The organism is Vibrio sp. 10N.261.55.A7, from assembly GCF_002877365.1.
Lineage (GTDB): Bacteria > Pseudomonadota > Gammaproteobacteria > Enterobacterales > Vibrionaceae > Vibrio.
Genome location: NZ_MCWZ01000235.1, coordinates 35,792 through 58,581, shown reverse-complemented (window position 1 = coordinate 58,581; position 22,790 = coordinate 35,792). Strand labels below are relative to the sequence as shown.

23 protein-coding genes are annotated in these 22,790 nt (G+C 43.7%); 20 read left to right on the top strand and 3 right to left on the bottom strand.

All coding sequences use genetic code 11. From position 1 onward, the window contains the following. The 7 genes from BCU12_RS11240 to pgpA all read left to right on the top strand — a co-directional run. The coding region (locus BCU12_RS11240) for a dihydrofolate reductase family protein (protein WP_198599317.1) at window positions 1–559 on the top strand (559 nt) is incomplete at its 5' end. 1 nt (window position 560) lies between these two features. Further along, window positions 561–1,217 (top strand): riboflavin synthase, encoded by a 657-nt coding sequence (locus BCU12_RS11235; RefSeq protein WP_102404358.1) that lies wholly within the window; start codon window positions 561–563, stop codon window positions 1,215–1,217. A gap of 117 nt (window positions 1,218–1,334) precedes the next feature. Continuing rightward, on the top strand, window positions 1,335–2,444 hold the full coding sequence (gene ribBA, locus BCU12_RS11230; protein WP_102404357.1) for a bifunctional 3,4-dihydroxy-2-butanone-4-phosphate synthase/GTP cyclohydrolase II: 1,110 nt from the start codon (window positions 1,335–1,337) through the stop codon (window positions 2,442–2,444). 218 nt (window positions 2,445–2,662) lie between these two features. Further along, complete coding sequence (ribE, locus tag BCU12_RS11225) at window positions 2,663–3,133, top strand: 6,7-dimethyl-8-ribityllumazine synthase (RefSeq protein WP_102404356.1); 471 nt, start codon at window positions 2,663–2,665, stop codon at window positions 3,131–3,133. Beyond that, a complete protein-coding gene (gene nusB, locus BCU12_RS11220) occupies window positions 3,133–3,603 on the top strand; it encodes a transcription antitermination factor NusB (protein WP_102404355.1) in 471 nt (156 codons plus the stop codon). Before ribE ends, nusB begins: the two co-directional genes overlap by 1 nt. A gap of 107 nt (window positions 3,604–3,710) precedes the next feature. After that, window positions 3,711–4,685 carry a thiamine-phosphate kinase gene (gene thiL / locus BCU12_RS11215; protein ID WP_102404354.1) on the top strand — a complete coding sequence of 325 codons (975 nt, stop codon included), beginning with the start codon at window positions 3,711–3,713 and terminating at the stop codon, window positions 4,683–4,685. Beyond that, entirely contained in the window at window positions 4,682–5,182 is a 501-nt protein-coding gene (gene pgpA, locus BCU12_RS11210; RefSeq protein WP_102404353.1) for a phosphatidylglycerophosphatase A, read from the top strand. Before thiL ends, pgpA begins: the two co-directional genes overlap by 4 nt. Before the next feature lie 83 nt (window positions 5,183–5,265). Here pgpA and BCU12_RS11205 read toward each other — a convergent pair whose 3' ends face one another. The 3 genes from BCU12_RS11205 to map form a co-directional block, all read right to left on the bottom strand. Continuing rightward, a complete protein-coding gene (locus tag BCU12_RS11205; RefSeq protein ID WP_102404352.1) occupies window positions 5,266–5,649 on the bottom strand; it encodes a DUF3461 family protein in 384 nt (127 codons plus the stop codon). A 117-nt stretch (window positions 5,650–5,766) separates the two neighbouring features. Further along, the gene (gene glnD, locus BCU12_RS11200) at window positions 5,767–8,391 is read right to left on the bottom strand and encodes a bifunctional uridylyltransferase/uridylyl-removing protein GlnD (protein ID WP_102404351.1); all 2,625 of its coding nucleotides are present in this window, start codon (window positions 8,389–8,391) and stop codon (window positions 5,767–5,769) included. Window positions 8,392–8,504: 113 nt separating this feature from the next. Next, window positions 8,505–9,383: a type I methionyl aminopeptidase gene (gene map / locus BCU12_RS11195; RefSeq protein WP_102404350.1), complete on the bottom strand. Its 879-nt coding sequence runs from the start codon at window positions 9,381–9,383 to the stop codon at window positions 8,505–8,507. Window positions 9,384–9,801: 418 nt separating this feature from the next. Here map and rpsB point away from each other — a divergent pair, with 418 nt between their 5' ends. From rpsB to lpxA, 13 genes are all read left to right on the top strand, one after another. Next, a complete protein-coding gene (gene rpsB, locus BCU12_RS11190) occupies window positions 9,802–10,533 on the top strand; it encodes a 30S ribosomal protein S2 (protein ID WP_102404349.1) in 732 nt (243 codons plus the stop codon). 130 nt (window positions 10,534–10,663) lie between these two features. After that, a complete protein-coding gene (tsf, locus tag BCU12_RS11185) occupies window positions 10,664–11,509 on the top strand; it encodes a translation elongation factor Ts (RefSeq protein WP_102404348.1) in 846 nt (281 codons plus the stop codon). 162 nt (window positions 11,510–11,671) lie between these two features. Then, window positions 11,672–12,403 carry a UMP kinase gene (gene pyrH / locus BCU12_RS11180; protein WP_102404347.1) on the top strand — a complete coding sequence of 244 codons (732 nt, stop codon included), beginning with the start codon at window positions 11,672–11,674 and terminating at the stop codon, window positions 12,401–12,403. Between the two features lie 98 nt (window positions 12,404–12,501). Then, window positions 12,502–13,059 (top strand): ribosome recycling factor, encoded by a 558-nt coding sequence (gene frr / locus BCU12_RS11175; RefSeq protein WP_102404346.1) that lies wholly within the window; start codon window positions 12,502–12,504, stop codon window positions 13,057–13,059. 85 nt (window positions 13,060–13,144) lie between these two features. Next, a complete protein-coding gene (locus BCU12_RS11170; RefSeq protein WP_102404345.1) occupies window positions 13,145–13,900 on the top strand; it encodes an isoprenyl transferase in 756 nt (251 codons plus the stop codon). Window positions 13,901–13,913: 13 nt separating this feature from the next. Further along, window positions 13,914–14,759, top strand: a complete 846-nt coding sequence (locus tag BCU12_RS11165) for a phosphatidate cytidylyltransferase (protein WP_102404344.1) — start codon at window positions 13,914–13,916, stop codon at window positions 14,757–14,759. A gap of 59 nt (window positions 14,760–14,818) precedes the next feature. Then, window positions 14,819–16,027: a 1-deoxy-D-xylulose-5-phosphate reductoisomerase gene (gene ispC / locus BCU12_RS11160; RefSeq protein ID WP_102404343.1), complete on the top strand. Its 1,209-nt coding sequence runs from the start codon at window positions 14,819–14,821 to the stop codon at window positions 16,025–16,027. Further along, a complete protein-coding gene (gene rseP / locus BCU12_RS11155) occupies window positions 16,024–17,382 on the top strand; it encodes a sigma E protease regulator RseP (protein WP_102404342.1) in 1,359 nt (452 codons plus the stop codon). The genes ispC and rseP overlap by 4 nt, the downstream gene beginning before the upstream one ends. Before the next feature lie 45 nt (window positions 17,383–17,427). Beyond that, window positions 17,428–19,842, top strand: coding sequence for an outer membrane protein assembly factor BamA (gene bamA, locus BCU12_RS11150; protein ID WP_102404341.1), 2,415 nt, complete (start codon window positions 17,428–17,430; stop codon window positions 19,840–19,842). Between the two features lie 23 nt (window positions 19,843–19,865). Further along, window positions 19,866–20,366: an OmpH family outer membrane protein gene (locus BCU12_RS11145; protein ID WP_198599318.1), complete on the top strand. Its 501-nt coding sequence runs from the start codon at window positions 19,866–19,868 to the stop codon at window positions 20,364–20,366. A gap of 1 nt (window position 20,367) precedes the next feature. Next, a complete protein-coding gene (gene lpxD, locus BCU12_RS11140; protein ID WP_102404339.1) occupies window positions 20,368–21,399 on the top strand; it encodes a UDP-3-O-(3-hydroxymyristoyl)glucosamine N-acyltransferase in 1,032 nt (343 codons plus the stop codon). 109 nt (window positions 21,400–21,508) lie between these two features. Further along, the gene (fabZ, locus tag BCU12_RS11135; protein WP_198599316.1) at window positions 21,509–21,961 is read left to right on the top strand and encodes a 3-hydroxyacyl-ACP dehydratase FabZ; all 453 of its coding nucleotides are present in this window, start codon (window positions 21,509–21,511) and stop codon (window positions 21,959–21,961) included. A 1-nt stretch (window position 21,962) separates the two neighbouring features. Next, window positions 21,963–22,751, top strand: coding sequence for an acyl-ACP--UDP-N-acetylglucosamine O-acyltransferase (gene lpxA, locus BCU12_RS11130; protein ID WP_102404337.1), 789 nt, complete (start codon window positions 21,963–21,965; stop codon window positions 22,749–22,751). Window positions 22,752–22,790: the final 39 nt, after the last annotated feature.

Sequence of the window (22,790 nt, the reverse complement as noted above, 5' to 3'; positions counted from 1 at the left end):
ACAGAATGTTCAAGAATATCGCGCTCGTTCATGTGCCATATTATCGACCAGTAAAACAGTGATAGACGATGATGCTTCGCTGAATGTTCGTTGGAGCGACCTGCCAAGCAGTATTCAGAGTACTTATAACGAGTCTGATGTACGGCAACCAGTTCGTGTCATCCTTGACCGTAAGGCTGAGCTGACTAAAAACCTTAAGATTTTTAATACTTCTGGTGACATCATTCGGGTTGGCCAAAGCGGTGAAATTACTCCAAAGGTTATTCAACAACGAATTGATTTAGCCAGCACCTTCCAAGAGTTAGTTGGCTCTCATAATATCAACCACCTCTGGGTTGAAGCCGGTGCTACGTTAGCGCGCTCGCTTATTCAAGATGAATTGGTTGATGAGCTGATTTTGTATTTGGCGCCTAAACTTATGGGCAGTGATGGGCGAGGACTTTTTGGTGCCTTAGGGTTAGAATCAATGACCGAAACGCATGAATTAGAGATTCAAGATCTTCGTCAAATAGGTCCAGATATTCGAATCGTTGCAACATTAATTAAAAAAGATAAATAGCATGTTTACAGGAATAGTAGAAACGGTTGGCACGTTAGCAGCCATAACACCAAAAGGTGAAGACATCAGCGTTACAGTTAACGTTGGAACACTTGATATGTCCGACGTTCAACTTGGTGACAGTATCGCCACTAATGGTGTTTGTTTGACTGTGGTTGCTTTCAACTCAAACAGTTATACCGCCGACCTTTCTGTGGAAACGTTAAATAAGACAGGTTTCATTGACTACCAAGCCGGTGACCGTGTCAACCTTGAAAAAGCGATGTTACCCACCACTCGCTTTGGCGGACACATAGTTTCTGGCCACGTCGATGGCGTGGGTGAGATTGTTGAACGACACCAAGTAGGCCGAGCCATAGAGTTTTGGGTCGCCATGCCTGCTGAGCTGTCCAAGTATGTGGCGGAGAAAGGGTCGATAACAGTGGATGGTATTAGCCTGACGGTGAATGACCTGCGTAAGAATGCGTTTAAACTTACCATCGTTCCTCATACCGGCGAAGAGACGACCATTAATGATTTCCAGGTTGGCCGCAAAGTGAACTTAGAAGTTGATGTCCTTGCACGCTATATGGAAAGGTTACTGCAAAGCCAAAAAGAACAGAATGAACCAAGCTCTCGCTTAAGTATGGAGTTTTTACAGCAAAACGGTTTTGCTTAAGCGTGAATAACATAGAGCGATAGTCCCTCTAAAAGGACTGTAACTTCTACCATGATGCAGATTTGAAGAACAGTGCTGTTACATCGATAGGCCAAAAAATTTAAATAGGAATTAAGTATGTCAATTAGCAAGCCAGAAGAGATTATTGAAGATATTCGCCTGGGTAAAATGGTCATTTTAATGGATGACGAAGATCGTGAAAATGAAGGCGATTTGATCATGGCAGCGGAGCATATTACCCCTGAAGCGATTAACTTTATGGCGACTTATGGTCGAGGTCTTATCTGTCTGACTATGACGAAAGAGCGCTGTGAAAGACTTGGCCTTCCGCCAATGGTGCAAGATAACAACGCTCAGTTCACGACAAACTTTACGGTCTCTATTGAAGCGGCAGAAGGTGTCACTACGGGTATTTCCGCTGCCGATCGAGCGCTAACTGTACAAGCGGCTGTGGCAAAAGAAGCAAAGGCTGCTGATCTTGTTCAGCCTGGGCATATCTTCCCGCTTACAGCGCAAGAAGGGGGTGTACTTACGCGTGCTGGTCACACTGAAGCTGGGTGTGATTTAGGGCGTTTAGCTGGATTAGAGCCTGCGTCGGTTATCGTTGAGATCCTTAATGACGATGGCACTATGGCTCGCCGTCCTGATTTGGAAGTATTTGCTGAAAAACACGATATCAAGTTAGGCACCATTGCTGACTTGATTGAATATCGAAATAATACTGAAACAACGATCGAACGTGTTGCTCAATGTCATCTTCCTACGGAATTCGGTGATTTTGAACTGGTCACTTTCCGAGACACCATCGATAATCAGATTCACTATGCGATGGTCAAAGGTAGCATTACGGAAAAGGCACCTTTGGTTCGTGTCCATTTACACGATACTTTTACTGATCTATTGCATTCAGACCGCGGTACAGAGCGAAGCTGGACCTTAGATAGCGCGATGAAGCGCATTGGCGATGAAGGTGGCGTACTCGTCATCTTAGGCAATGAAGAAAGCTCTGATGCGCTTATTCATAAAGTGAAAACCTTTGAAGCGCAAGACAAAGGCGAAGCACCAACGATGGCCAAAAAACAAGGTACCTCTCGCCGTGTCGGTGTAGGCTCTCAAATCCTGGCTGATTTAGGCGTGGCGGAAATGCGTTTATTGTCTTCTAGCTCAAAACGTTACCACGCTCTTGGTGGTTTTGGCCTAAATGTGGTTGAATACGTGTGTGAATAAAAAGACAGGTAGGTGATTAACTCTACCGGATTTTTGAATTATAAAGGGAAGCGTTTGCTTCCTTTTTTATCGATAGAAGTGATATTTTATCACTATCAAACATTTAAATTAGACACGTCGAAGGTCGGGATAAACTTTAATATCTATTAGATATTGCTCACAGTTTTATGCTAGAATCCGGCGATTCTCACTTGATGAACATAGTTAAAGGAAGGCTTATGAAAGTGATCGAGGGTGGCTTCCCAGCGCCAAATGCAAAAATTGCTATCGTTATTGCTCGTTTCAACAGTTTTATTAACGAAAGCCTGCTTTCTGGTGCAATCGATACTTTGAAGCGTCATGGACAAGTTAGCGAAGACAACATTACTGTTGTTCGTTGTCCTGGTGCCGTTGAACTCCCATTGGTTGCTCAGCGCGTAGCGAAGACAGGTCAATTTGATGCGATTGTATCTTTAGGCACAGTCATTCGTGGCGGTACGCCTCATTTCGACTATGTTTGTAGTGAATGTAATAAAGGTTTGGCACAAGTGTCTATGGAATACTCTCTTCCTGTTGCATTTGGTGTTCTTACTGTTGATACGATCGATCAAGCTATTGAACGCGCAGGAACCAAGGCTGGTAACAAAGGTGCAGAAGCTGCACTAAGCGCACTTGAGATGATCAACGTTCTTTCTGAAATCGATTCCTAATGGGGGCCAGTGTGAAACCAGCCGCACGTCGTAATGCACGTCAATTTGCTTTACAAGCAATTTATTCTTGGCAAATTAGTAAAGAAAATGTCGCCGTTGTTGAAGAACAATTTATTTCTGGTGGCAAGTATGATGAAGAAGAACATCATGCAGCAGAGCCTGCCCTAGTTGCGCCGGAAACTGATGTAGCATATTTCCGCGATCTATTGACTGGTGTTGCGCTAAGCCACATGGAATTAGATAGCAAGCTTCGCCCATTCGTATCTCGTCCAATGCAGGACTTAGATTTAATGGAGCTAGCTCTGCTTCGTCTTGCTATGTACGAGATGACGCGCCGTGAAGATGTTCCTTACAAAGTCGTGATCAATGAAGCGATTGAACTTGCAAAAGTGTTCGCTGCTGAAGAAAGCCACAAGTTTGTGAACGGTGTGCTTGATAAAGCCGCGCCACATGTACGCAAAAAGAAGTAACGAGTTACTTTGAATAGAGGTCAGCTAAATTGCTGGCCTTTTTTATGTCCTGTTCATCTAGAGTCTGTAAAATCGGCTCTCTAAACACAACCCTTTGAGAAACTTTTATGTCTGGTGAATTTAATCTCATTGATAAGTACTTTGTGGGGCGTCAATCGAATAGAAAAGATGTTCTATTGGCCGCTGGCGATGATTGTGCATTAGTCAAAAGCCCTGACAATGTTTCTATTGCCATTAGCACCGACACGCTTGTGGCAGGCACGCATTTTTTGCCTGATGCAAATCCAGCTTGGGTTGCTCATAAAGCACTTGCGTCTAATATCAGTGATTTATCAGCAATGGGCGCAACACCGGCTTGGGTTTCTTTAGCGTTGACTATGCCTGACCCTGATGAAGCTTGGCTAGCTCCATTCTGTAAGGCCTTTTTTGAGTTGGCCGATTACTTTGGCATACAATTGATTGGTGGTGACACAACGAAAGGCCCATTGAGTATTACTCTTACTGTTCAAGGGTTTGTTCCCGAAGAAAAAGCACTAAGGCGCAGTGGTGCAAGTATTGGCGACTGGGTTTATGTCACGGGTGATCTTGGTGATAGCAAAGCTGGCCTTGATGTTATTCTGGATTCAAATGTTAAACATAAAGAGCATTCTGAAGAGCTAGAAAAGAGGCATTACCTCTCTTCTCCACGTGTACTTGTGGGTCAAGCTTTACTCAATTTGGCCTCTTCCGCTATCGACATATCAGACGGATTGATTTCAGATCTTCAGCACATATTAACGAAATCCAATGTTGGTGCATCTCTAGATGTGAGCTTGCTGCCTATCTCAAGTGAGTTACTTGGCTTTACACAAGACGAAGTGACTGCACAACAGTACGCTCTAACCAGTGGTGAAGAGTACGAATTGTGCTTCACCGTACCAGAAGAGAACAAAGGCTCCATTGAGAGTGCGCTGAGCCACACTGGTACCAAGATTACCTGTATTGGACAAATACGACCAAGCGGTACGTTTGAGCTCCGCAACAAAGGTATAGTGTTAGACTGGAACGTAAATGGATACGATCATTTTAAGGTAAAACAATGAGCAACCCTTTATCCCTTATCTCTTTGAAAAACCCTTGGCATTTATTAGCGACCGGTTTCGGTAGTGGCCTTTCGCCGATTATTCCTGGCACTATGGGTACTTTGGCCTCAGTACCATTTTATTTGTTGCTCGTTCAACTCCCGTTTTGGCTTTTCATTGTCGTTATTATTGTTTCATCATTCATTGGCATTAAAATTTGTCAGATCACCTCTGATGACATGAAAGTGCATGATCATGGATCCATTGTATGGGATGAGTTTGTAGGCTTTTGGATTACCATGTTGGTTGTTCCATTACTCGGTGTTGCGATCTTTGATTGGAAGTGGATTGTCGCTGGCTTTGTTCTATTTCGCTTCTTCGATATGGTGAAACCATGGCCAATTGGTTGGCTAGATAAGCGTGTACACGGTGGGTTAGGGATAATGATTGATGATATTGTTGCAGGTATTATGGCCGCAATATCGCTCTACTTTGTAGGCTCTTTTGCAGGCTGGTAGCGTTACTCAGTCGTGCGTTGATACATAAAGTAGAAAGGTTCCCAGTGGGAACCTTTTTCGTTTTATGCGTTAATTTACGATGACTAATTTAGTTTCTCTAAATCAGATTCAATTTCCGCAATTTTACTGGAAACGACTTTTTCAAGGTGGCGTAAGTCCATCAGTATCTTGGATTTTACGTCAATTTCCGCCAGTTTCTCTGGCTTGGTAATCTTATTTAGCTCATCGATAACCAATGTCAGGTTGCGGTTTATCTCTGTCACTTCTTTATATTGGTGACTGCCGCTATCAACCAAGACATTCTTAACCTGACGCGGGTATTTGAACTTAACACTTTTGGCGAACAATTCACCTTTTTGCTTGTGGAAATAGATCTTTAACACATCCTTGTGCGCTTCTTGTCGTAACGAGTAACGCTCAATTTGCTTAGGGTCTTGAATACCTAAGCCTGTGAGGTTTGGAAACATAGGCTACCTCTAGTTAGTGTTGTAAAATTGATTAAACCTTAACTAATGTAGCAGCCTATAATCGTGGTAGATAGGCGACAATAAAACAAGCTGCGCAACTTGTGGACAAGATCGCGCTTACATCGGTGAAGCTTCTGCGATATTTTCAACTAGCCTTTCTCGCAACTGAATTTGGGTTTCTTCATCAAGCCTTCCCCCTTGTCCATTCGTCAAAATAAACAAATCTTCTGCTCGCTCACCAATAGTGGTGATTTTGGCTGCGTGCAGGCTAATTTGAAGATCGGCGAAGGTAGCGCCCACTTTGGCCAGCAACCCTGGTGTATCAAGGGCGACAAACTCCATCAAGGTGCGTTTATTGCTCTTTGTCGGTAGAAACTCAACCTTAGTTTTAACAGTAAAGTGCTGAAGGTTTCGAGGCGTTCGGCGCGTCTTAATCTTGGTTTGTCGGCCATCTTCAATAACGTGGGCAAGGTGTTTAACCACGGCCTTGTGACGCGTCACATCGATAGCTTCACCATGTTGATCAAGCACCATAAAGGTATCGAGTACAAAGCCATCTTTACTTGTCATGACTTGTGCATCGTGGACGTTGAGGTTACGTCTATCCAGTTCTGCTACCACCGTTGCGAAGAGTGCATTCTGATCTCTCGCGTAGACGAAAACTTCTGTACCACCACGCGTGGCCTTTTCGCTGATGAGAATAAGCGGTTTGGAGTCGTCCGTTTGGTTAAGTAGGTGAGTACAATGCCAAGCTATCTGCTTGTGTGTGTGACGTAAAAAGTAATCGGCCTTAAATCGTTGCCACAAGACTTCAATTTCTCGCGCTGTGAACCCTTCTTTACGCAAAAGGGCGGAAGATAGCTGTTGGTTGTGCCTAATTCGATCACGAACATCGACAGGGTTTTCCAAACCTCGTCTTAGCGCTCTTTGCGTTGAGTAGAACAATTCCGCAAGAAGTGTTCGCTTCCAACTGTTCCAAAGGTCGGGATTGGTTGCGCATATATCCGCCACGGTGAGACAAACGAGATACTCAAGTCGTTCCTCATCGCGAACTTGTTTGGCAAATTCAGTGATTACTTCTGGGTCATAGATATCACGGCGCTGCGCGGTTACCGACATGAGTAGGTGATTTTGGACTAGCCATGAGATGAGTTTAGCTTCTGGCTTTGAGAGCCCATGTTCAATGCCAAATTCATAGGCTTCGACGGCTCCAATTTCTGAGTGATCACCATTTCGTCCTTTGCCAATGTCATGGAATATCGCGGCTAAAATCAAGAGCTCTTTTTTATGAATTCGAGGATAAACCTCGCAACAAATAGGGTGCTTATCTCGGTTACTGTCTTGGCCAAATGTGTTGATATGCTTCAACAGGCGAATGCTGTGTTCATCGACGGTATACACATGGAATAGGTCAAACTGCATTTGACCCACTATTTGACTCCATTGTGGGAGATAGCTAGCAAGCACACCTAATTTGTGCATCAGGCTAAAGGCTTTATGCAAAGAGTTGGGATGACGAACCAAATCCATGAATTTCTCGCGAGCGGCTGGGATGACATGAAGAAACTTATTTAATCTTCTTCGCGCCGTGCGAAGCTGTCTCATTGTCGCTGGCGCAACGCCTTCAATGCTTGAGTCGTTGGCAATATGAATGAACATATCAAGAATGGTCTCTGGCCTAGCTTGAAATAGAGCAGGCTTTCTTGCTTCTATAAGCCTTCCACGACGCTGGAAATCATCGCTTAAGATTTCCGCTTTGTACTCAATGCCATTGTCTAATATGGCTTGATCAAACAGCTTGAGTAACATTTTGTTCAATTCTGAAACACGTCGAAGCGTTCGATAGAACTCCTTCATCATCATTTCAACACCACGGTTGCCTTCACCACAGAAACCGAGGCTTTCAGCGACTTGCGCTTGATGCCCAAAGGTGAGTCGATTGTCGTAACGTTTGAGTTCGACATGCAAACCGAAGCGTACTCGCCATAAGAAATCCTGACATTCAACAAGCTCTCGGTATTCTGCGTCAGTAAGAAACCCATACTTACTCATCTCTAGCAGAGAGGTCGCGCCAAAATGTCGCCTAGCAACCCAGCTTAGCGTATGGATATCTCTTAGGCCCCCAGGCGTTGATTTAATATCAGGCTCTAGGTTATATGCTGTGTCATGGTAACGAGCGTGGCGCTCTTTTTGTTCCCGAATCTTAGCCTTATAAAAGTCGTCGCTTGGCCAAAATGAGGAAGAGTTTATTTGCCCGAAAAGTTTGGAGAACGTATCTTCGCATCCACAAAGCAATCGTGCTTCTTGTAGATTCGTCGCAACCGTTAAATCCTCTTTCCCGATCGCGATACACTCATCAATGGTTCGAACTGCGTGGCCGACCTCGAGTCTAAGATCCCATAACAGAGTGATGAAGGCGCTGACCTTGACACCGAGAGCTTCAGGTAGGGTCTTTTTGGAAACAATGAGTATGTCGATGTCAGACAAAGGATGCAGTTCACCACGGCCATACCCTCCGACCGCAACTAGGCTGATATTCGGCAAGCTATCAAAGCCATACTCAATCCAAAGCCTATGCAGCAACAGATCCATGTAATCGGATCGTCCGATGACCAGATCATTAATGGGGTGGTGAGTGAGGAACTCTTCTTTTTGGTATTCAGAAAATAGCTCAAGCTGCTCTTTGAGCGATGAGATCGTAAGCTGTTCTGTGGAGAAGGTTTGTGGCGATTGATACAGCATATAGCGCAATCCATGCAGTTATAATATGGGCATGGTTATTAATCTATCAGATAGAAGCGAATAAAAAAATATCCCTGAGAGGCAGGGATATTTAGAGTAAGTAGTTTGAGTGGTTAGGCGTTTTTCAAATGCCTAGGGATTTGCTCTTCATTTCGAAGGGTCAATACTTCGCAGCCATTAGCCGTAACGAGCAGTGTGTGCTCCCATTGAGCCGAGTTTTTGCTGTCACCCGTGTAAACCGTCCAATCATCTTCCACGTCGACCGTACAGCCAAATTTGCCTGCATTGATCATTGGTTCAATGGTGAAGCACATGCCTTCTTTTAATACTCGTCGGTCTGTATTCTTGTAGTGAACCACTTGAGGTTCTTCGTGAAACTCATTGCCGATACCGTGACCACAGAAATCTCTCACGATAGAGAACTTATTTCGTGGATTCTTTTTGTTATTCTCTTTAATGTACTTTTCGATAGCGGTACCGATATCACCAACGGTTGCGCCTGGCTTTACTTTACGCATGCCGATGTAAAGAGCTTCTTGTGCAACCATGCATAAACGTTTGTCTGCAGGTGAGGTCTCACCAACTAGGAACATCTTAGACGTATCGCCATGATAGCCTTGCGGACGTGTGCTTAAATCTGCCCCTTCTTCATCTGGAATGATGACGGTAATATCGACATTTAGGATATCGCCATTTTTCAGAACGGCAGGTTTTAGTTGGCCATTGCTGCCTTTTTCATCGTGTGAAGCTGGAATACCGTGACACACAATATGATTGATAGACGTACAAATAGATTTCGGGAATCCGTGATAATCCAAAGGAGCTGAATAGGCGCCTTTATTTGTCGCATAATCGTGACAGATGGTGTTTAACTCATCAGTTGTCACACCCTCTTTAATGTAAGGTTCGATCATTTCTAGAATTTCGGCTGCCAGTTTTCCAGCAATACGCATTCTTTCAATTTCTTGTTGGTTTTTGATTTTTATAGACATTTGCGCTAATTCTCGACCAGTTTATAGGAGCTCTCGACAATAATGATTCGCATTCTATCAGGAAGTGATTGGAATGTGTATTTGTCTCCATGTAGTGGATTCTTACTCTATGTTAGTTGCTATCAGTATATATCAAGCCGAGTAAGTGGCGGGAACTGGATTTTTTACTAGCCATATGGGACGAAAATATGGTATAAAGCGCGCCGGAATAACGGTCAATTGTCTCTGATTCTCTAGCCCTGCTAGAAGTTGTCTGCGAGGTTGATTGTTGTATTCCACACACTTTAATTTAAATCACACACATTCCGTCACATGTTCCGGGGTGCCTCAACAATAAAACCATTTGCATTTGGTAAATGGATGTTAGGGGTCGGATTCATGGGGAGTGTGGAGGCCTAACCCCATAGAGGATTTTAAAATGGCAACTGTATCAATGCGCGATATGCTTAAAGCTGGTGTTCACTTCGGTCACCAAACTCGTTACTGGAACCCAAAAATGAAGCCATTCATCTTTGGTGCTCGTAACAAAGTTCATATCATCAACCTAGAAAAAACTGTACCAATGTTCAACGACGCTCTAGCTGAACTAGCTAAAGTTGGCGAGAAGAAAGGTAAAGTTCTTTTTGTTGGTACTAAGCGCGCTGCGTCTGAAGCTGTTAAAGAAGCTGCTGTTGCAAGCAACCAGTTTTACGTTAACAACCGCTGGTTAGGCGGTATGCTAACAAACTACAAAACTGTTCGTCAGTCAATCAAACGTCTTAAAGAGCTAGAAGCTCAAGCTCAAGACGGTACATTTGATAAACTAACTAAGAAAGAAGCTCTAATGCGTACTCGCGAAATGGAGAAGCTAGAGAAATCACTTGGTGGTATCAAAGATATGGGCGGCCTACCTGACGCTCTATTCGTAATCGATGCTGATCACGAGCACATTGCAGTTAAAGAAGCTAACAACCTAGGTATCCCAGTTTACGCTGTTGTTGATACTAACTCTAACCCAGACGGTGTTGACTTCGTTATCCCTGGTAACGATGATGCTATCCGTGCAGTACAACTTTACCTAAACGCTGTTGCACAAACAGTTGTTGAAGGTCGTAACAAAGATGTTGCTGCTCTAGCTGGTGAGAAAGACGGTTTCGTAGAAGCTGAATAATAGCGGCTCTGAGCCATGCTAAATGGGTGTACACTTATAAAGCGTGCATCGATTAAGTATTAGTTAGCATCAGGGGCCCAATATAGGCCCCTGATTTTTACCTTATTTCGAATTAACTGAGGAATAGAGAATGGCAACTGTTACTGCTGCTCTAGTAAAAGAACTTCGTGAACGCACAGCTGCGGGCATGATGGAATGTAAAAAAGCACTTGTTGCTGCTGAAGGCGACATTGAGCTAGCGATTGAAAATATGCGTAAATCTGGCGCAGCGAAAGCAGCTAAAAAAGCTGGTAACGTTGCAGCTGAAGGCGCAATCATCATCAAAGAAGAGGGCGGTGTTGCAGCTCTTCTTGAAGTAAACTGTCAAACAGACTTCGTAGCAAAAGATGCTGGTTTCCTAGCGTTTGCTGAAGAAGTAGCTGTAGCTGCACTAGCTGAGCGTCTAGATATCGCTGCACTTCAAGCTAAGTTTGAAGAAGCACGTATTGCTCTAGTGACTAAGATTGGCGAGAACATCAGCATCCGTCGCGTAGAATACGTTGAAGGTGTTGCACTAGCTTCTTACCGTCACGGTGAGAAAATCGGTGTTGTTGTTGCTGGTGAAGGCGAAGCTGAAACACTTAAGCACGTTGCTATGCACGTTGCTGCTTCTAAGCCTGACTACTTGAACCCAACTGACGTACCTGCTGACGTTGTTGAGAAAGAAAAAGCAGTTCAAGTTGAAATCGCAATGAACGAAGGCAAACCTGCTGAGATCGCAGAGAAAATGGTTGTTGGCCGTATGAAGAAATTCACGGGCGAAATCTCTCTAACAGGTCAAGCTTTCATCATGGAACCTAAGAAAACTGTTGGTGACATGCTGAAAGAGAAAGGCGCTACAGTATCTAACTTCGTACGCCTAGAAGTTGGTGAAGGTATCGAGAAAGCAGAAGAAATGAGCTTTGCTGACGAAGTAGCAGCGGTTCAAAAAGGTTAATCCTTTTGCTTGCTTAATTATTAGACCGTAGCCTAGGCTGCGGTCTTTTTACGACAAGCAGATGAAGATTTACAGTGATCAATAAATATTGTTTTCTAAACGCTTCTAATGTTTATTCATGACTGTTAATCAACACTATCACTTTTTTGGAAGGTAAACTCCATGACTACGAACCCTAAACCAGCGTATCAACGTATCCTGTTAAAACTGAGTGGCGAAGCGCTACAAGGCGAAGAAGGTTTTGGTATTGATCCAGCAATCTTAGACCGCATGGCTCAAGAAATAAAAGAACTGGTTGAACTTGGTGTTCAAGTTGGTGTAGTCATTGGTGGTGGTAACCTATTCCGTGGAGCTGGCCTTGCGGAAGCTGGAATGAACCGTGTTGTTGGTGACCATATGGGGATGCTAGCAACAGTGATGAACGGATTAGCAATGCGTGATGCTCTACACCGTGCGTACGTTAATGCTCGTGTAATGTCGGCCATTCCTCTAAAAGGCGTGTGTGATGACTACAACTGGGCAGATGCCATCAGCCAACTTCGTCATGGTCGTGTTGTAATCTTCTCTGCGGGTACAGGTAACCCATTCTTTACAACGGACTCAGCAGCATGTTTACGTGGTATTGAAATCGAAGCGGATGTTGTTTTAAAAGCAACAAAAGTAGACGGTGTCTTTACTGCTGACCCTGTCGCTAACCCAGATGCAGAATTATATGATACTCTTTCATATAACACGATTCTTGAGAAAGAACTTAAAGTGATGGATTTGGCGGCATTTACGCTAGCGCGTGATCATAAAATGCCAATTCGAGTATTTAACATGAATAAGCCAGGCGCATTACGTCGCGTGGTTATGGGTGAAACTGAAGGTACATTGATCAGCGATTCTGAGTAATGTCTAAGCCATCATTGATTATCTGTTGGTGATGGTTAACCTAAAGTTTAGGCCCCAATCAGCTTTCTTAGACTAAGAACACAAATCAAGGTGAAATTGTGATCAACGAGATTAAAACAGACGCGCAAGAGCGCATGGAAAAAAGCGTAGAAGCGCTAAAGAATAACCTTACTAAAATCCGTACTGGCCGTGCACACCCAAGTTTACTGGCTGGCCTCTCTGTAGAGTACTATGGTGCACCAACACCATTGAACCAAGTAGCAAACGTTGTTGCTGAAGATGCACGTACATTAGCCATTACTGTTTTTGATCGTGAGCTTGCTCCTAAAGTCGAAAAAGCAATTCTTGCCTCTGATTTGGGGTTGAACCCAATGTCTGCGGGTACGGTTATTCGTGTACCACTTCCACCGCTAACAGAAGAGCGTCGTAAAGACCTCGTTAAAATCGTACGCGGCGAAGCTGAAGGCGGCCGTGTTGCAATCCGTAATATTAGGCGTGATGCAAATGGCGATCTAAAAGCGCTTCTTAAAGATAAAGAGATCTCTGAAGATGATGATCGCAAAGCGCAAGATGAGATTCAAAAGCTAACTGACGCTGCAATCAAGAAAGTTGATGAAACGCTCGCTGGAAAAGAAAAAGAGTTAATGGAAGTTTAAGACTTTTCTCTTTTCTATTTGAAGCGCTATGTAAATGGCATAGCGCTTTTTTAATTTCTAATTAAAACCCACCGAACAACCTTCTATGTCAAATACACAGTTATCTTTTGAAGCGCTACCTAAACATATTGCCGTTATAATGGATGGTAATGGACGCTGGGCTGAAGCTCAGGGGAAACCACGTGTTTTTGGACATAAGAATGGTGTTGCGGCGGTAAGAAAAACCATTAGTAGCGCAGCTAAGCTTGGTATTGAAGCTGTAACGTTATTTGCTTTTAGCAGTGAAAACTGGCGCCGCCCAGAAGAAGAAGTTGGCGTGCTAATGGAACTGTTCATCACGGTACTTTCTACCGAAATAAATAAATTACATAAGAACAACCTCCGCTTAAGAGTCATTGGTGATAAAACACGTTTTAGTGAGCGCTTACAGAAAAAAATTGCCCAAGCTGAAAAGAAAACCGCAGCCAATACTGGGATGGTCGTGAACATTGCTGCCAACTATGGAGGGCAATGGGACCTTACTCAAGCGGTAAAGAAAATAGCGACAGAGGTTGAAGAAGGTAAGCTTGAAGCCGCGCATGTGAATGATGAGCTCATTGCTTCCCACTTATCGATGTCAGATATTCCTGACGTTGACCTTCTAATTCGTACTGGAGGAGAGTGCCGAATTAGTAACTTTATGCTTTGGCAAATTGCCTATGCAGAGCTTTATTTTACTCCTATCTACTGGCCAGAGTTTAGTGAAGATAGCTTAATAGAAGCTGTGACTTGGTTTGTGAACCGTGAACGACGTTTTGGTTGTACGGGGAATCAAATTAAAGCACTGATGGAAAATCAATAAAGGATTCATTAGTTTGAAGCAACGAATTATAACCGCACTCATTTTGGCTCCACTGGTCATTCTTGGGATTTTCGAGCTACCGTTAGCGCTATTTATTCTCGCTTTGGCGGTTGTTACAGGAATAGGCTTCTGGGAATGGACTCAGTTTGTTGAGCACAAATCCAGAGTGAGTGCTCTTGTCCCTTCAATCATAGTTTCTCTCATCAGTTTTTTACTGATTTCGACCGACGCGACTAGTCTCAATACGATTCAACCTGTTCATTATTTCATTTTGGGTATTGGTGGAGCATGGTGGCTATATGCCAGTGCACTTGCCATTACTTACCCGCGCTCTAGCCAATCTTGGCAAGGGTCTAATTTGCTTAGACACGTATTTGGTTTGCTCACGCTTCTCCCGTTTCTATGGAGTGCTATCTTATTGAGAGCGCAGGGAATAGAAACGGACGCTTACTATGGTGCCAAGTTGGTATTGTTCGTTTGCCTCATCGTATGGGCCGCTGATAGTGGTGCCTATTTTGCTGGACGCAGTTTCGGCAAACGTAAGATGGCGCCATCCGTAAGCCCGAATAAAACGATTGAAGGCCTTATTGGCGGCATAATCACCGCTGTTATTGTTGCTTGGTTTACCGCAGGGTGGTTTGAGTTAGAGTTCTCTAGCGCTACAGCGATGATAGTCATTACACTCATCACTGTGATTATCTCTGTTTTAGGTGACCTCGTTGAGAGTATGTTTAAGCGTGTTTCGGGTATTAAAGACAGCAGTAATATCATTCCCGGCCATGGTGGTATTCTTGACCGAATTGACAGCCTGACCGCTGCATTTCCTGTATTCGCACTTCTATACTTTGTATTGTCATAGATTCAATTTTTAAGTATGAGTGAGTGTTCAAACTCATCATCAACACTACGGTTAGAGCTATGCGTAAGCTAACAATTTTAGGTGCCACAGGTTCCATTGGCGCGAGTACATTAAAAGTCGTCGAGAAAAACCCTGAACATTTCTCAATCGTAGCGCTTGTTGCTAGTCGTAACGTCGAGAAGATGGTGCACCTGTGCCATAAATGGCAACCCAAGTATGCAGTGATGGCTGATCTGGATGCTGCGCACGCACTCAAAGTGAGATTGAACTCTAGCCACCCTCGTATTGAAGTCTTGGCTGGACAAGAAGCGATATGTCACGTTTCTGAGTTCTCAGAAGTTGATACTGTTATGGCTGCGATTGTAGGTGCGGCAGGATTGTTGCCGACGATGTCTGCAATTAAAGCAGGCAAAAGAGTGTTACTAGCCAATAAAGAAGCACTTGTTATGTCAGGACAGTTGTTTGTGGATGCGGTAAAAGAGCACGGTGCTGAACTCTTGCCTGTCGATAGCGAACACAATGCTATTTTCCAATGTTTGCCAAGTGAAATTCAAACTAACTTGGGGCATTGCCAGCTTGGTGAGCATGGCATACAAAGTATTTTGCTCACCGGTTCTGGTGGACCATTTCGATATACTGACGTTAAGTCATTGCCTTCTGTAACGCCAGAACAAGCCATTGCGCATCCTAATTGGTCTATGGGACCAAAAATCTCAGTTGACTCTGCGACGATGATGAACAAAGGCTTGGAGTACATAGAAGCTAAATGGTTGTTTAATGCAACGAAACCTGAGCTAAAAGTGATTATTCATCCACAATCTGTCATCCATTCAATGGTGCAATATCGTGATGGTTCGGTACTTGCTCAAATGGGTGAACCGGATATGGCTACGCCAATTGCATCGGCTATGGCTTATCCTGATAGAGTAGATTCAGGCGTGTCGCCATTGGATTTTACTCAGCTAGGAGAGCTGACCTTCTTAGAGCCAGACTACTCTCGATACCCTTGCTTAAAGTTGGCTATTGATGCGTGCTTTGAAGGACAGCATCTCACTACTGCTCTGAATGCGGCCAATGAAATTAATGTCGATGCATTCTTGCAGAAGAAGCTCGGGTTTACGGATATCGCTCGAATTAATGAAAGGGTGATGTCTAAAGTCTGCGCAACTGATTCTTATAGTGTACCGTTAGACTTGGAAAGCTTACTTGAGGTCGATAAGATGGCGCGTGAGATGACTCATCAAATATTGCGAGAGCAAAAAGTATGACTGGAATAATATGGAACTTCGCTTCATTTGTAATCGCTCTGGGTATTCTGGTTGCCGTTCATGAGTTTGGTCACTTTTGGGTCGCACGTCGTTGCGGAGTGAAAGTAGAAAAATTCTCTATTGGTTTCGGTAAGGCGTTGTGGAAAAAACAAGGCAAAGATGGCACTGAGTACAGTATATCGATGATCCCTCTTGGTGGTTACGTCAAGATGGTTGACAGTCGAGTAGATGATGTGCCACCAGAGCAATATGACGTCGCTTTTGATAAGAAACCATTGCTACAGAGAACCGCAATTGTCGCAGCGGGACCTGTCTTTAATTTTCTGTTTGCTATTTTTGCCTATTGGGCTGTTTTCCTTATCGGAATTCCAGCGGTTAAACCCGTAGTCGGTGAGGTGACTCCGTATTCTATTGCTGCGAATGCTGGTTTAGAACCAGGTATGGAGCTTAAAGCTGTTTCTGGTGTAAATACAGTGGATTGGGAATCCGTCAATATGGGAATTATCTCACATATTGGCGATGAAGAGCTTACCCTCACAGTTTCTACAGAAAATGGCATTGGATTGACGGAAATTAAAACACTTGATTTAACTGAATGGAACTTTAATCCAGAAACGCAGTCTGCACTGAAGACATTGGGTTTTAGTCCTTATACTCCAGATATTCTAATGACTCTTGTTAATGTATCTGAAGGCGGTGCAGGGGAGCGCGCTGGGTTATTGGTTGGTGATACAGTGGTCGCTGCTGATGGCGTGACTCTAGATAACTGGCAGGAATTGGTTCGTGTGATTCAAGCGAATCCAGAAAGCGCTATCGAACTCCTAGTGATGAGAAATGAGCGCTCAGTATCGTTAACACTCACGCCTGGTATACGTCAAGATAGTCAGGGTCAGTCGATTGGTTTTGCCGGAATCGCTCCAGAAGTCTCAGAATGGCCTGAAAACTATCGATTTGATCTGCAATATGGTGTAATTGATTCTATCGGTAAGTCGATAGAAAAAACTGGGCAAGTGATCAGTTTGACTGCAACCATGCTGAAGAAGCTTGTTGTGGGAGACGTTGGCTTAAACAATTTAAGCGGCCCCATTTCAATTGCAAAAGGGGCGGGTACAACCGCCGATTACGGCTTAGTCTACTTTTTAGGCTTTTTGGCATTAATCAGTATCAATTTAGGCATTATTAACTTAGTGCCATTGCCAATGCTTGATGGCGGTCATTTACTCTTTTTCGCTGTTGAAGCCGTTATTCGACGTCCTGTTCCTGAAAAGGTACAAGAAACTGGATACCGGATTGGTGGTGCAATAATATTGTCAGTAATGGCAATCGCAATCTTTAATGACTTTTCTCGCCTGTAAGTTGAGCTCAGGTAGTAGTGCAGTGAAGGAATAACTTAAAAAAATATGGCGATTAAAAAAATTCTGTTTGCAACCTTGTTAGCGACAAGTGTTTCGGCAAATGGCTCAGAGAACTTCGTTGTTCAAGATATTAAAATTGAAGGCCTTCAACGTGTGGCGTTGGGTGCTGCGCTGCTTCAAATGCCGGTTCGAATCGGTGACGACATTGATAGTCAAAATGTTGCGGAGATCATTAAGTCACTTTATGCCTCTGGTAACTTTGAAGATGTACAAGTCCTAAGGGATGAAGACGTTCTTGTCATTCAAGTCAAAGAGCGACCAACCATTGCGAGTATCTCGTTTTCTGGTAATAAAGCGATTAAAGAAGAGCAGTTACAGCAAAACCTTGATGCTTCAGGTATCAGACAAGGTGAGGCTCTAGACCGCACTTCATTGTCTAACATCGAAAAGGGCCTAGAGGACTTTTACTATAGCGTGGGTAAATACAATGCAACGGTTCAAGCTGTTGTAACGCCACTGCCTCGTAACCGCTCTGACCTTAAATTCGTATTTACTGAAGGGGTTTCTGCGAAAATAAAGCAGATTAACTTCATCGGAAATGAAGCCTTTAATGACAAAGAGCTGGTAGGTCGTTTCAATCTGAATGTTGATGTCGCGTGGTGGAACTTTCTCTCTGATGACAAGTATCAAAAACAAGTACTCGCCGGTGACTTAGAAGCACTACGTTCTTTTTACTTAGACCGTGGTTTTTTGAAATTTCAGGTAGACTCCACTCAGGTTGCTATTTCACCGGACAAAAAAGGCGTTTATATCACTTTAGGTGTAGATGAGGGAGACGTTTACTCCATCAAAGACGTAAATTTCCGTGGTGAGTTGATAGGGAAAGAATCAGAATTTAGAGAGATGGTGCCGTTTGAAGATGGCTCCACTTACAATGGTTCGTCGGTCACTCAGTTGGAAGAAGAGATAAAACGTGTCCTTGGTGAGGCTGGCTATGCTTACCCTCAAGTACGAACGATTCCAGAATTCGACGATGAAACGAATGAAGTCTCGCTAGTGATCAATGTTGAAGCGGGCAATCGAATCTATGTTCGTGATATTCGATTTATAGGCAATAACTCTACTCGTGATGAAGTCATGCGACGCGAGATGCGTCAAATGGAAGGCAGTTGGTTAAATTCTAAATCCATTGAAACAGGTAAAACACGTCTTAACCGGTTAGGCTTCTTTGAGACGGTGGATGTACAAACCGTCCGTGTTCCTGGCAGCGAAGACCAAGTTGACTTGGTTTATAATGTTAAAGAAGCAAACTCGGGCAGCATCAACTTTGGTGTTGGCTACGGTACAGAGTCTGGCGTAAGTTTCCAGGTGGGTCTTCAACAAGATAACTTCGTTGGGTCAGGTAACCGTGTCGGCATTAATGCCATGATGAACGATTACCAAAAGAATATTAGCTTAGACTATCGTGATCCTTACTGGACACTAGATGGCGTGAGTCTCGGTGGTAAGATATTTTACAACGAATTTGAGGCATCTGAAGCTGGTATCGTTGATTATACCAATGAGAGTTATGGCGCGAGTATGACTCTTGGTAGTTGGGCTAATGAGCTGAACTTCTTCGAGCTGGGCGCGGGATACACTCATAACAAAATCGGTAACTTGTCACCTTACTTGCAAGTTGAGCAATTCCTTGCTTCTCAGGCAAAAAATATTGATAGCGAAGGGTCGTTAAACACGAATGATTTTGATATCAATATTTCATGGACACGAAATAATCTGAACCGCGGTTATTTCCCGACAGCAGGTAACCATCAACGAGCATTTTACAAAATGACCGTACCTGGTTCTGACGTTCAGTACTTTAAAGTGCAGTATGATATCAGACAGTATTTCCCATTGACGCAGAAGCATAGCTTCGCACTATTGATGCGTGGACGTTTGGGTTACGGTAACGGCTATGGTCAGACGGATGGGCAGGATAACCTATTCCCATTCTACGAGAACTACTACGCTGGTGGTTATACGACTTTACGTGGCTTCGGTTCTAATTCTGCGGGTCCTAAAGCGGTTTACCGAGACTACTCAGGCTCAAACAATGGTGCTGATACCGCGACAAACGACTCAGTCGGTGGTAACGCGATTGCATTGGCAAGTGTCGAGTTAATTGTGCCTACACCATTTGCTTCTGATGAAGTGAGAAGCCAAATACGTACGAGTCTTTTTGTTGATGCAGCGAGTGTTTGGGATACTGAATTCGATTACCGAGAATCAGGGGCTAAGTATGGTAGTCAGTATTACTATGATTACTCTGATCCTAAGAATTACAGAGCGTCTTTTGGCGCAGCATTACAATGGATGTCTCCAATGGGACCTTTGGTCTTCTCACTGGCGACACCACTTAAGAGTTATGAAGGGGATGATAAAGAAACCTTCACATTCACCATTGGCAGAACCTTCTAATAAAGGAAACTATTTTGAAAAATATCATGAAAGCGGCTGGTGTTAGCCTTGTAGTCTTAAGTTCTTCTTTCTTCGCTCAAGCAGCAGAAGCGGCTCAAAAAGTAGGTTATGTAAACTCTGCACAAGTTTTCCAAGCATTGCCTCAACGAGAAGTTGTTTTGCAAAAGATGCAGGAAGAGTTTAAAGATCGCGCTGCAGAGCTTAAGTCAATTCAAGCGCAAGCTCAAACTAAGATGGAAACACTGAATCGTGATGGCTCACTGTTGAGTGAGTCAGAAGTAGAGAAGTTACGTGTTGAAATTAGCCAGCTGGAAAGTAACTTTAAGATTAAAGGTCAGTCTCTAGAAAAAGCATCGGCTCGTCGCGAAGCAGAAGAGAAGCAAAAGCTATTTAAGATGATTCAAGATGCAGTAACAAAAGTGGCAGAGAAAGAAGGTTTTGACTTAATTGTTGAAGCACAAGCACTACAGTATGCTAAACCTGAACTTGATATCTCAGAAAAAGTGATCGAATCACTAAAATAATATGCAAAAAATAACTTTAGCCGAATTGGCTGCTATTACCGGGGGAGTGCTGCACGGAGACACCAATGAAGTGGTTTCTTCAGTAGCGCCTATGGATAAAGCTCAAAAAGGTCACGTGACTTTTTTATCTAACGTTAAGTATGCAAAGCACTTAGCTGAATGTGATGCTAGTGTCGTGATGTTAAAAGAAGCCCAGCGAGAGCACTTCAAAGGCAATGTTCTGGTTGTTGATGACCCTTATGTTGCTTTTGCTAAGGTTGCTCAAGCACTAGATACGACACCAAAAGCCGCGAGTTCTATTTCAGAGTCTGCGGTTATCGCATCTGATGTGGTGCTTGGTAGTAATGTTTCAATTGGAGCTAATGCAACCATTGAATCTGGTGTAACGCTGGGTGATAACACCATCATTGGTGCGGGGTGCTTTGTTGGTAAAAACGCTACTATCGGAAAAAATAGCCAGTTGTGGGCGAATGTTGTTGTTTATCATTCTGTGCGCATTGGCGATGACTGCTTAATTCAAGCGAACACTGTCATTGGTGCGGATGGATTTGGTTACGCCAATGAGAAAGGCGAGTGGATAAAAATCCCTCAACTGGGCACGGTTGTCATTGGCAGCCGAGTCGAGATTGGTTCATGTACGACCATTGACCGTGGTGCACTTGAAGATACGATTATCGAAGACAACGTCATTATCGATAACCAGATCCAGATCGCTCATAACGTGCACATCGGATATGGTACCGCTATGGCGGGTGGTACGATAGTTGCTGGCAGTACAACGATCGGTAAATATTGCATTATCGGCGGTGGTACCGTTATTAATGGCCACATTGAGATAGTTGATGGTGTGACGATTACGGGTATGGGTATGGTGATGAGAGGCATTTCTGAGAAAGGAATGTATTCATCGGGCATCCCATTACAACCGAATAAAGAGTGGCGTAAGACGGCAACTCGTGTCCATCGGATTGACGATATGAATAAACGCCTGAAAGCGGTAGAGAAACAATTGACGCCGAAAACGGAATCCTAATTCCAACTTTCCAGTTAAAGGCTCGCGAAAAGCGAGTCTTTTTCGTCTATCATATTGAACAATATCGAATGAATAATAATTTTTGAGCTTTACGAATAGGAATATGACTTTGACTAGTGAAAATAAAACGATGAACATTACTGAAATTCAGGAGTTACTTCCTCATCGCTACCCTTTCTTATTGATCGACCGAGTGACAAATTATGAAGAAGGGAAATACCTGACAGCGATTAAAAATGTATCAGTAAACGAACCTCAGTTCACCGGTCACTTTCCACAGTTGCCTGTATTCCCTGGCGTGCTTATTCTTGAAGCAATGGCTCAGGCTACCGGGTTATTAGGTTTTAAATCATTTGGTGCCCCTGCTGATAACGAGCTTTACTATTTCGCAAGTGTCGATAAAGCAAAGTTTCGTAAACCAGTCGTTCCTGGCGACCAGTTGATTATCGAAGTTGAATTTATTAAAGAGCGTCGTGGAATAGCAGCCTTTAATGGCGTAGCGAAAGTCGATGGCGATGTTGTGTGTTCAGCCGAGCTAAAATGTGCTCGCCGAGAGTTCTAATATGATTCACGAATCTGCGAAAATCCACCCATCAGCAGTGATTGAGGGTGATGTTACTATTGAAGCGAATGTAAAAGTTGGCCCATTTACCTATATTTCTGGCAAAGTGGTGATTGGTGAAAATACCGAGGTTATGTCGCACATAGTAATCAAGGGCAACACAACAATTGGTAAAGATAATCGTATCTTTCCCTATGCCATCATTGGTGAAGAAAACCAAGATAAGAAATATGGTGGAGAAGAGACAACCGTTGTTGTCGGTGACCGCAATGTGATTCGTGAAAGCGTACAAATCCATCGTGGTACGACACAGGATAAAGCGACGACCGTCATTGGCGATGACAACTTGTTGTGTGTGAATGCGCACATTGCGCATGATGTCATTGTTGGTAACCACACTCACATTGGTAACAACGCCATTTTAGGTGGTCACGTCACTGTTGGTGATTATGCCGGTGTTATGGCACTGTCCGCAATTCACCCGTTCTGTTCAATTGGTGCTTACGCATACATCGGTGGTTGTTCTGCTGTTGTACAAGACGTACTACCGTATGTTCTTGCTCAAGGTAATCATGCAACACCGTTTGGATTGAACTTGGTCGGCCTGAAGCGCAATGGTTTTGAAAGAGCGGAAATCCGAGCTCTACAAAAGGCATATAAAGAGATTTATCGCACAGGTAAGACGCTTGAAGAAGCCAAACCTGTGTTGAGTGAAATGGCGAATGAATACGCTTCCATTAAACCAATGATAGATATGCTTGAAAATTCAGAGCGCGGCATCATCCGCTAGCGTCAATGAGTCGTGAGATAAAAGATCGCAGCGTTTAGG

What these genes read in the sequence shown, in the direction of transcription:
- BCU12_RS11235 (WP_102404358.1), top strand. Translation starts at nt 561, where the DNA reads ATGTTTACAGGAATAGTAGAAACGGTTGGCACGTTAGCAGCCATAACA.
- ribBA (WP_102404357.1), top strand. Translation starts at nt 1,335, where the DNA reads ATGTCAATTAGCAAGCCAGAAGAGATTATTGAAGATATTCGCCTGGGT.
- ribE (WP_102404356.1), top strand. Translation starts at nt 2,663, where the DNA reads ATGAAAGTGATCGAGGGTGGCTTCCCAGCGCCAAATGCAAAAATTGCT.
- nusB (WP_102404355.1), top strand. Translation starts at nt 3,133, where the DNA reads ATGGGGGCCAGTGTGAAACCAGCCGCACGTCGTAATGCACGTCAATTT.
- thiL (WP_102404354.1), top strand. Translation starts at nt 3,711, where the DNA reads ATGTCTGGTGAATTTAATCTCATTGATAAGTACTTTGTGGGGCGTCAA.
- pgpA (WP_102404353.1), top strand. Translation starts at nt 4,682, where the DNA reads ATGAGCAACCCTTTATCCCTTATCTCTTTGAAAAACCCTTGGCATTTA.
- BCU12_RS11205 (WP_102404352.1), bottom strand. Translation starts at nt 5,649, where the DNA reads ATGTTTCCAAACCTCACAGGCTTAGGTATTCAAGACCCTAAGCAAATT.
- glnD (WP_102404351.1), bottom strand. Translation starts at nt 8,391, where the DNA reads ATGCTGTATCAATCGCCACAAACCTTCTCCACAGAACAGCTTACGATC.
- map (WP_102404350.1), bottom strand. Translation starts at nt 9,383, where the DNA reads ATGTCTATAAAAATCAAAAACCAACAAGAAATTGAAAGAATGCGTATT.
- rpsB (WP_102404349.1), top strand. Translation starts at nt 9,802, where the DNA reads ATGGCAACTGTATCAATGCGCGATATGCTTAAAGCTGGTGTTCACTTC.
- tsf (WP_102404348.1), top strand. Translation starts at nt 10,664, where the DNA reads ATGGCAACTGTTACTGCTGCTCTAGTAAAAGAACTTCGTGAACGCACA.
- pyrH (WP_102404347.1), top strand. Translation starts at nt 11,672, where the DNA reads ATGACTACGAACCCTAAACCAGCGTATCAACGTATCCTGTTAAAACTG.
- BCU12_RS11170 (WP_102404345.1), top strand. Translation starts at nt 13,145, where the DNA reads ATGTCAAATACACAGTTATCTTTTGAAGCGCTACCTAAACATATTGCC.
- ispC (WP_102404343.1), top strand. Translation starts at nt 14,819, where the DNA reads ATGCGTAAGCTAACAATTTTAGGTGCCACAGGTTCCATTGGCGCGAGT.
- rseP (WP_102404342.1), top strand. Translation starts at nt 16,024, where the DNA reads ATGACTGGAATAATATGGAACTTCGCTTCATTTGTAATCGCTCTGGGT.
- bamA (WP_102404341.1), top strand. Translation starts at nt 17,428, where the DNA reads ATGGCGATTAAAAAAATTCTGTTTGCAACCTTGTTAGCGACAAGTGTT.
- lpxD (WP_102404339.1), top strand. Translation starts at nt 20,368, where the DNA reads ATGCAAAAAATAACTTTAGCCGAATTGGCTGCTATTACCGGGGGAGTG.
- lpxA (WP_102404337.1), top strand. Translation starts at nt 21,963, where the DNA reads ATGATTCACGAATCTGCGAAAATCCACCCATCAGCAGTGATTGAGGGT.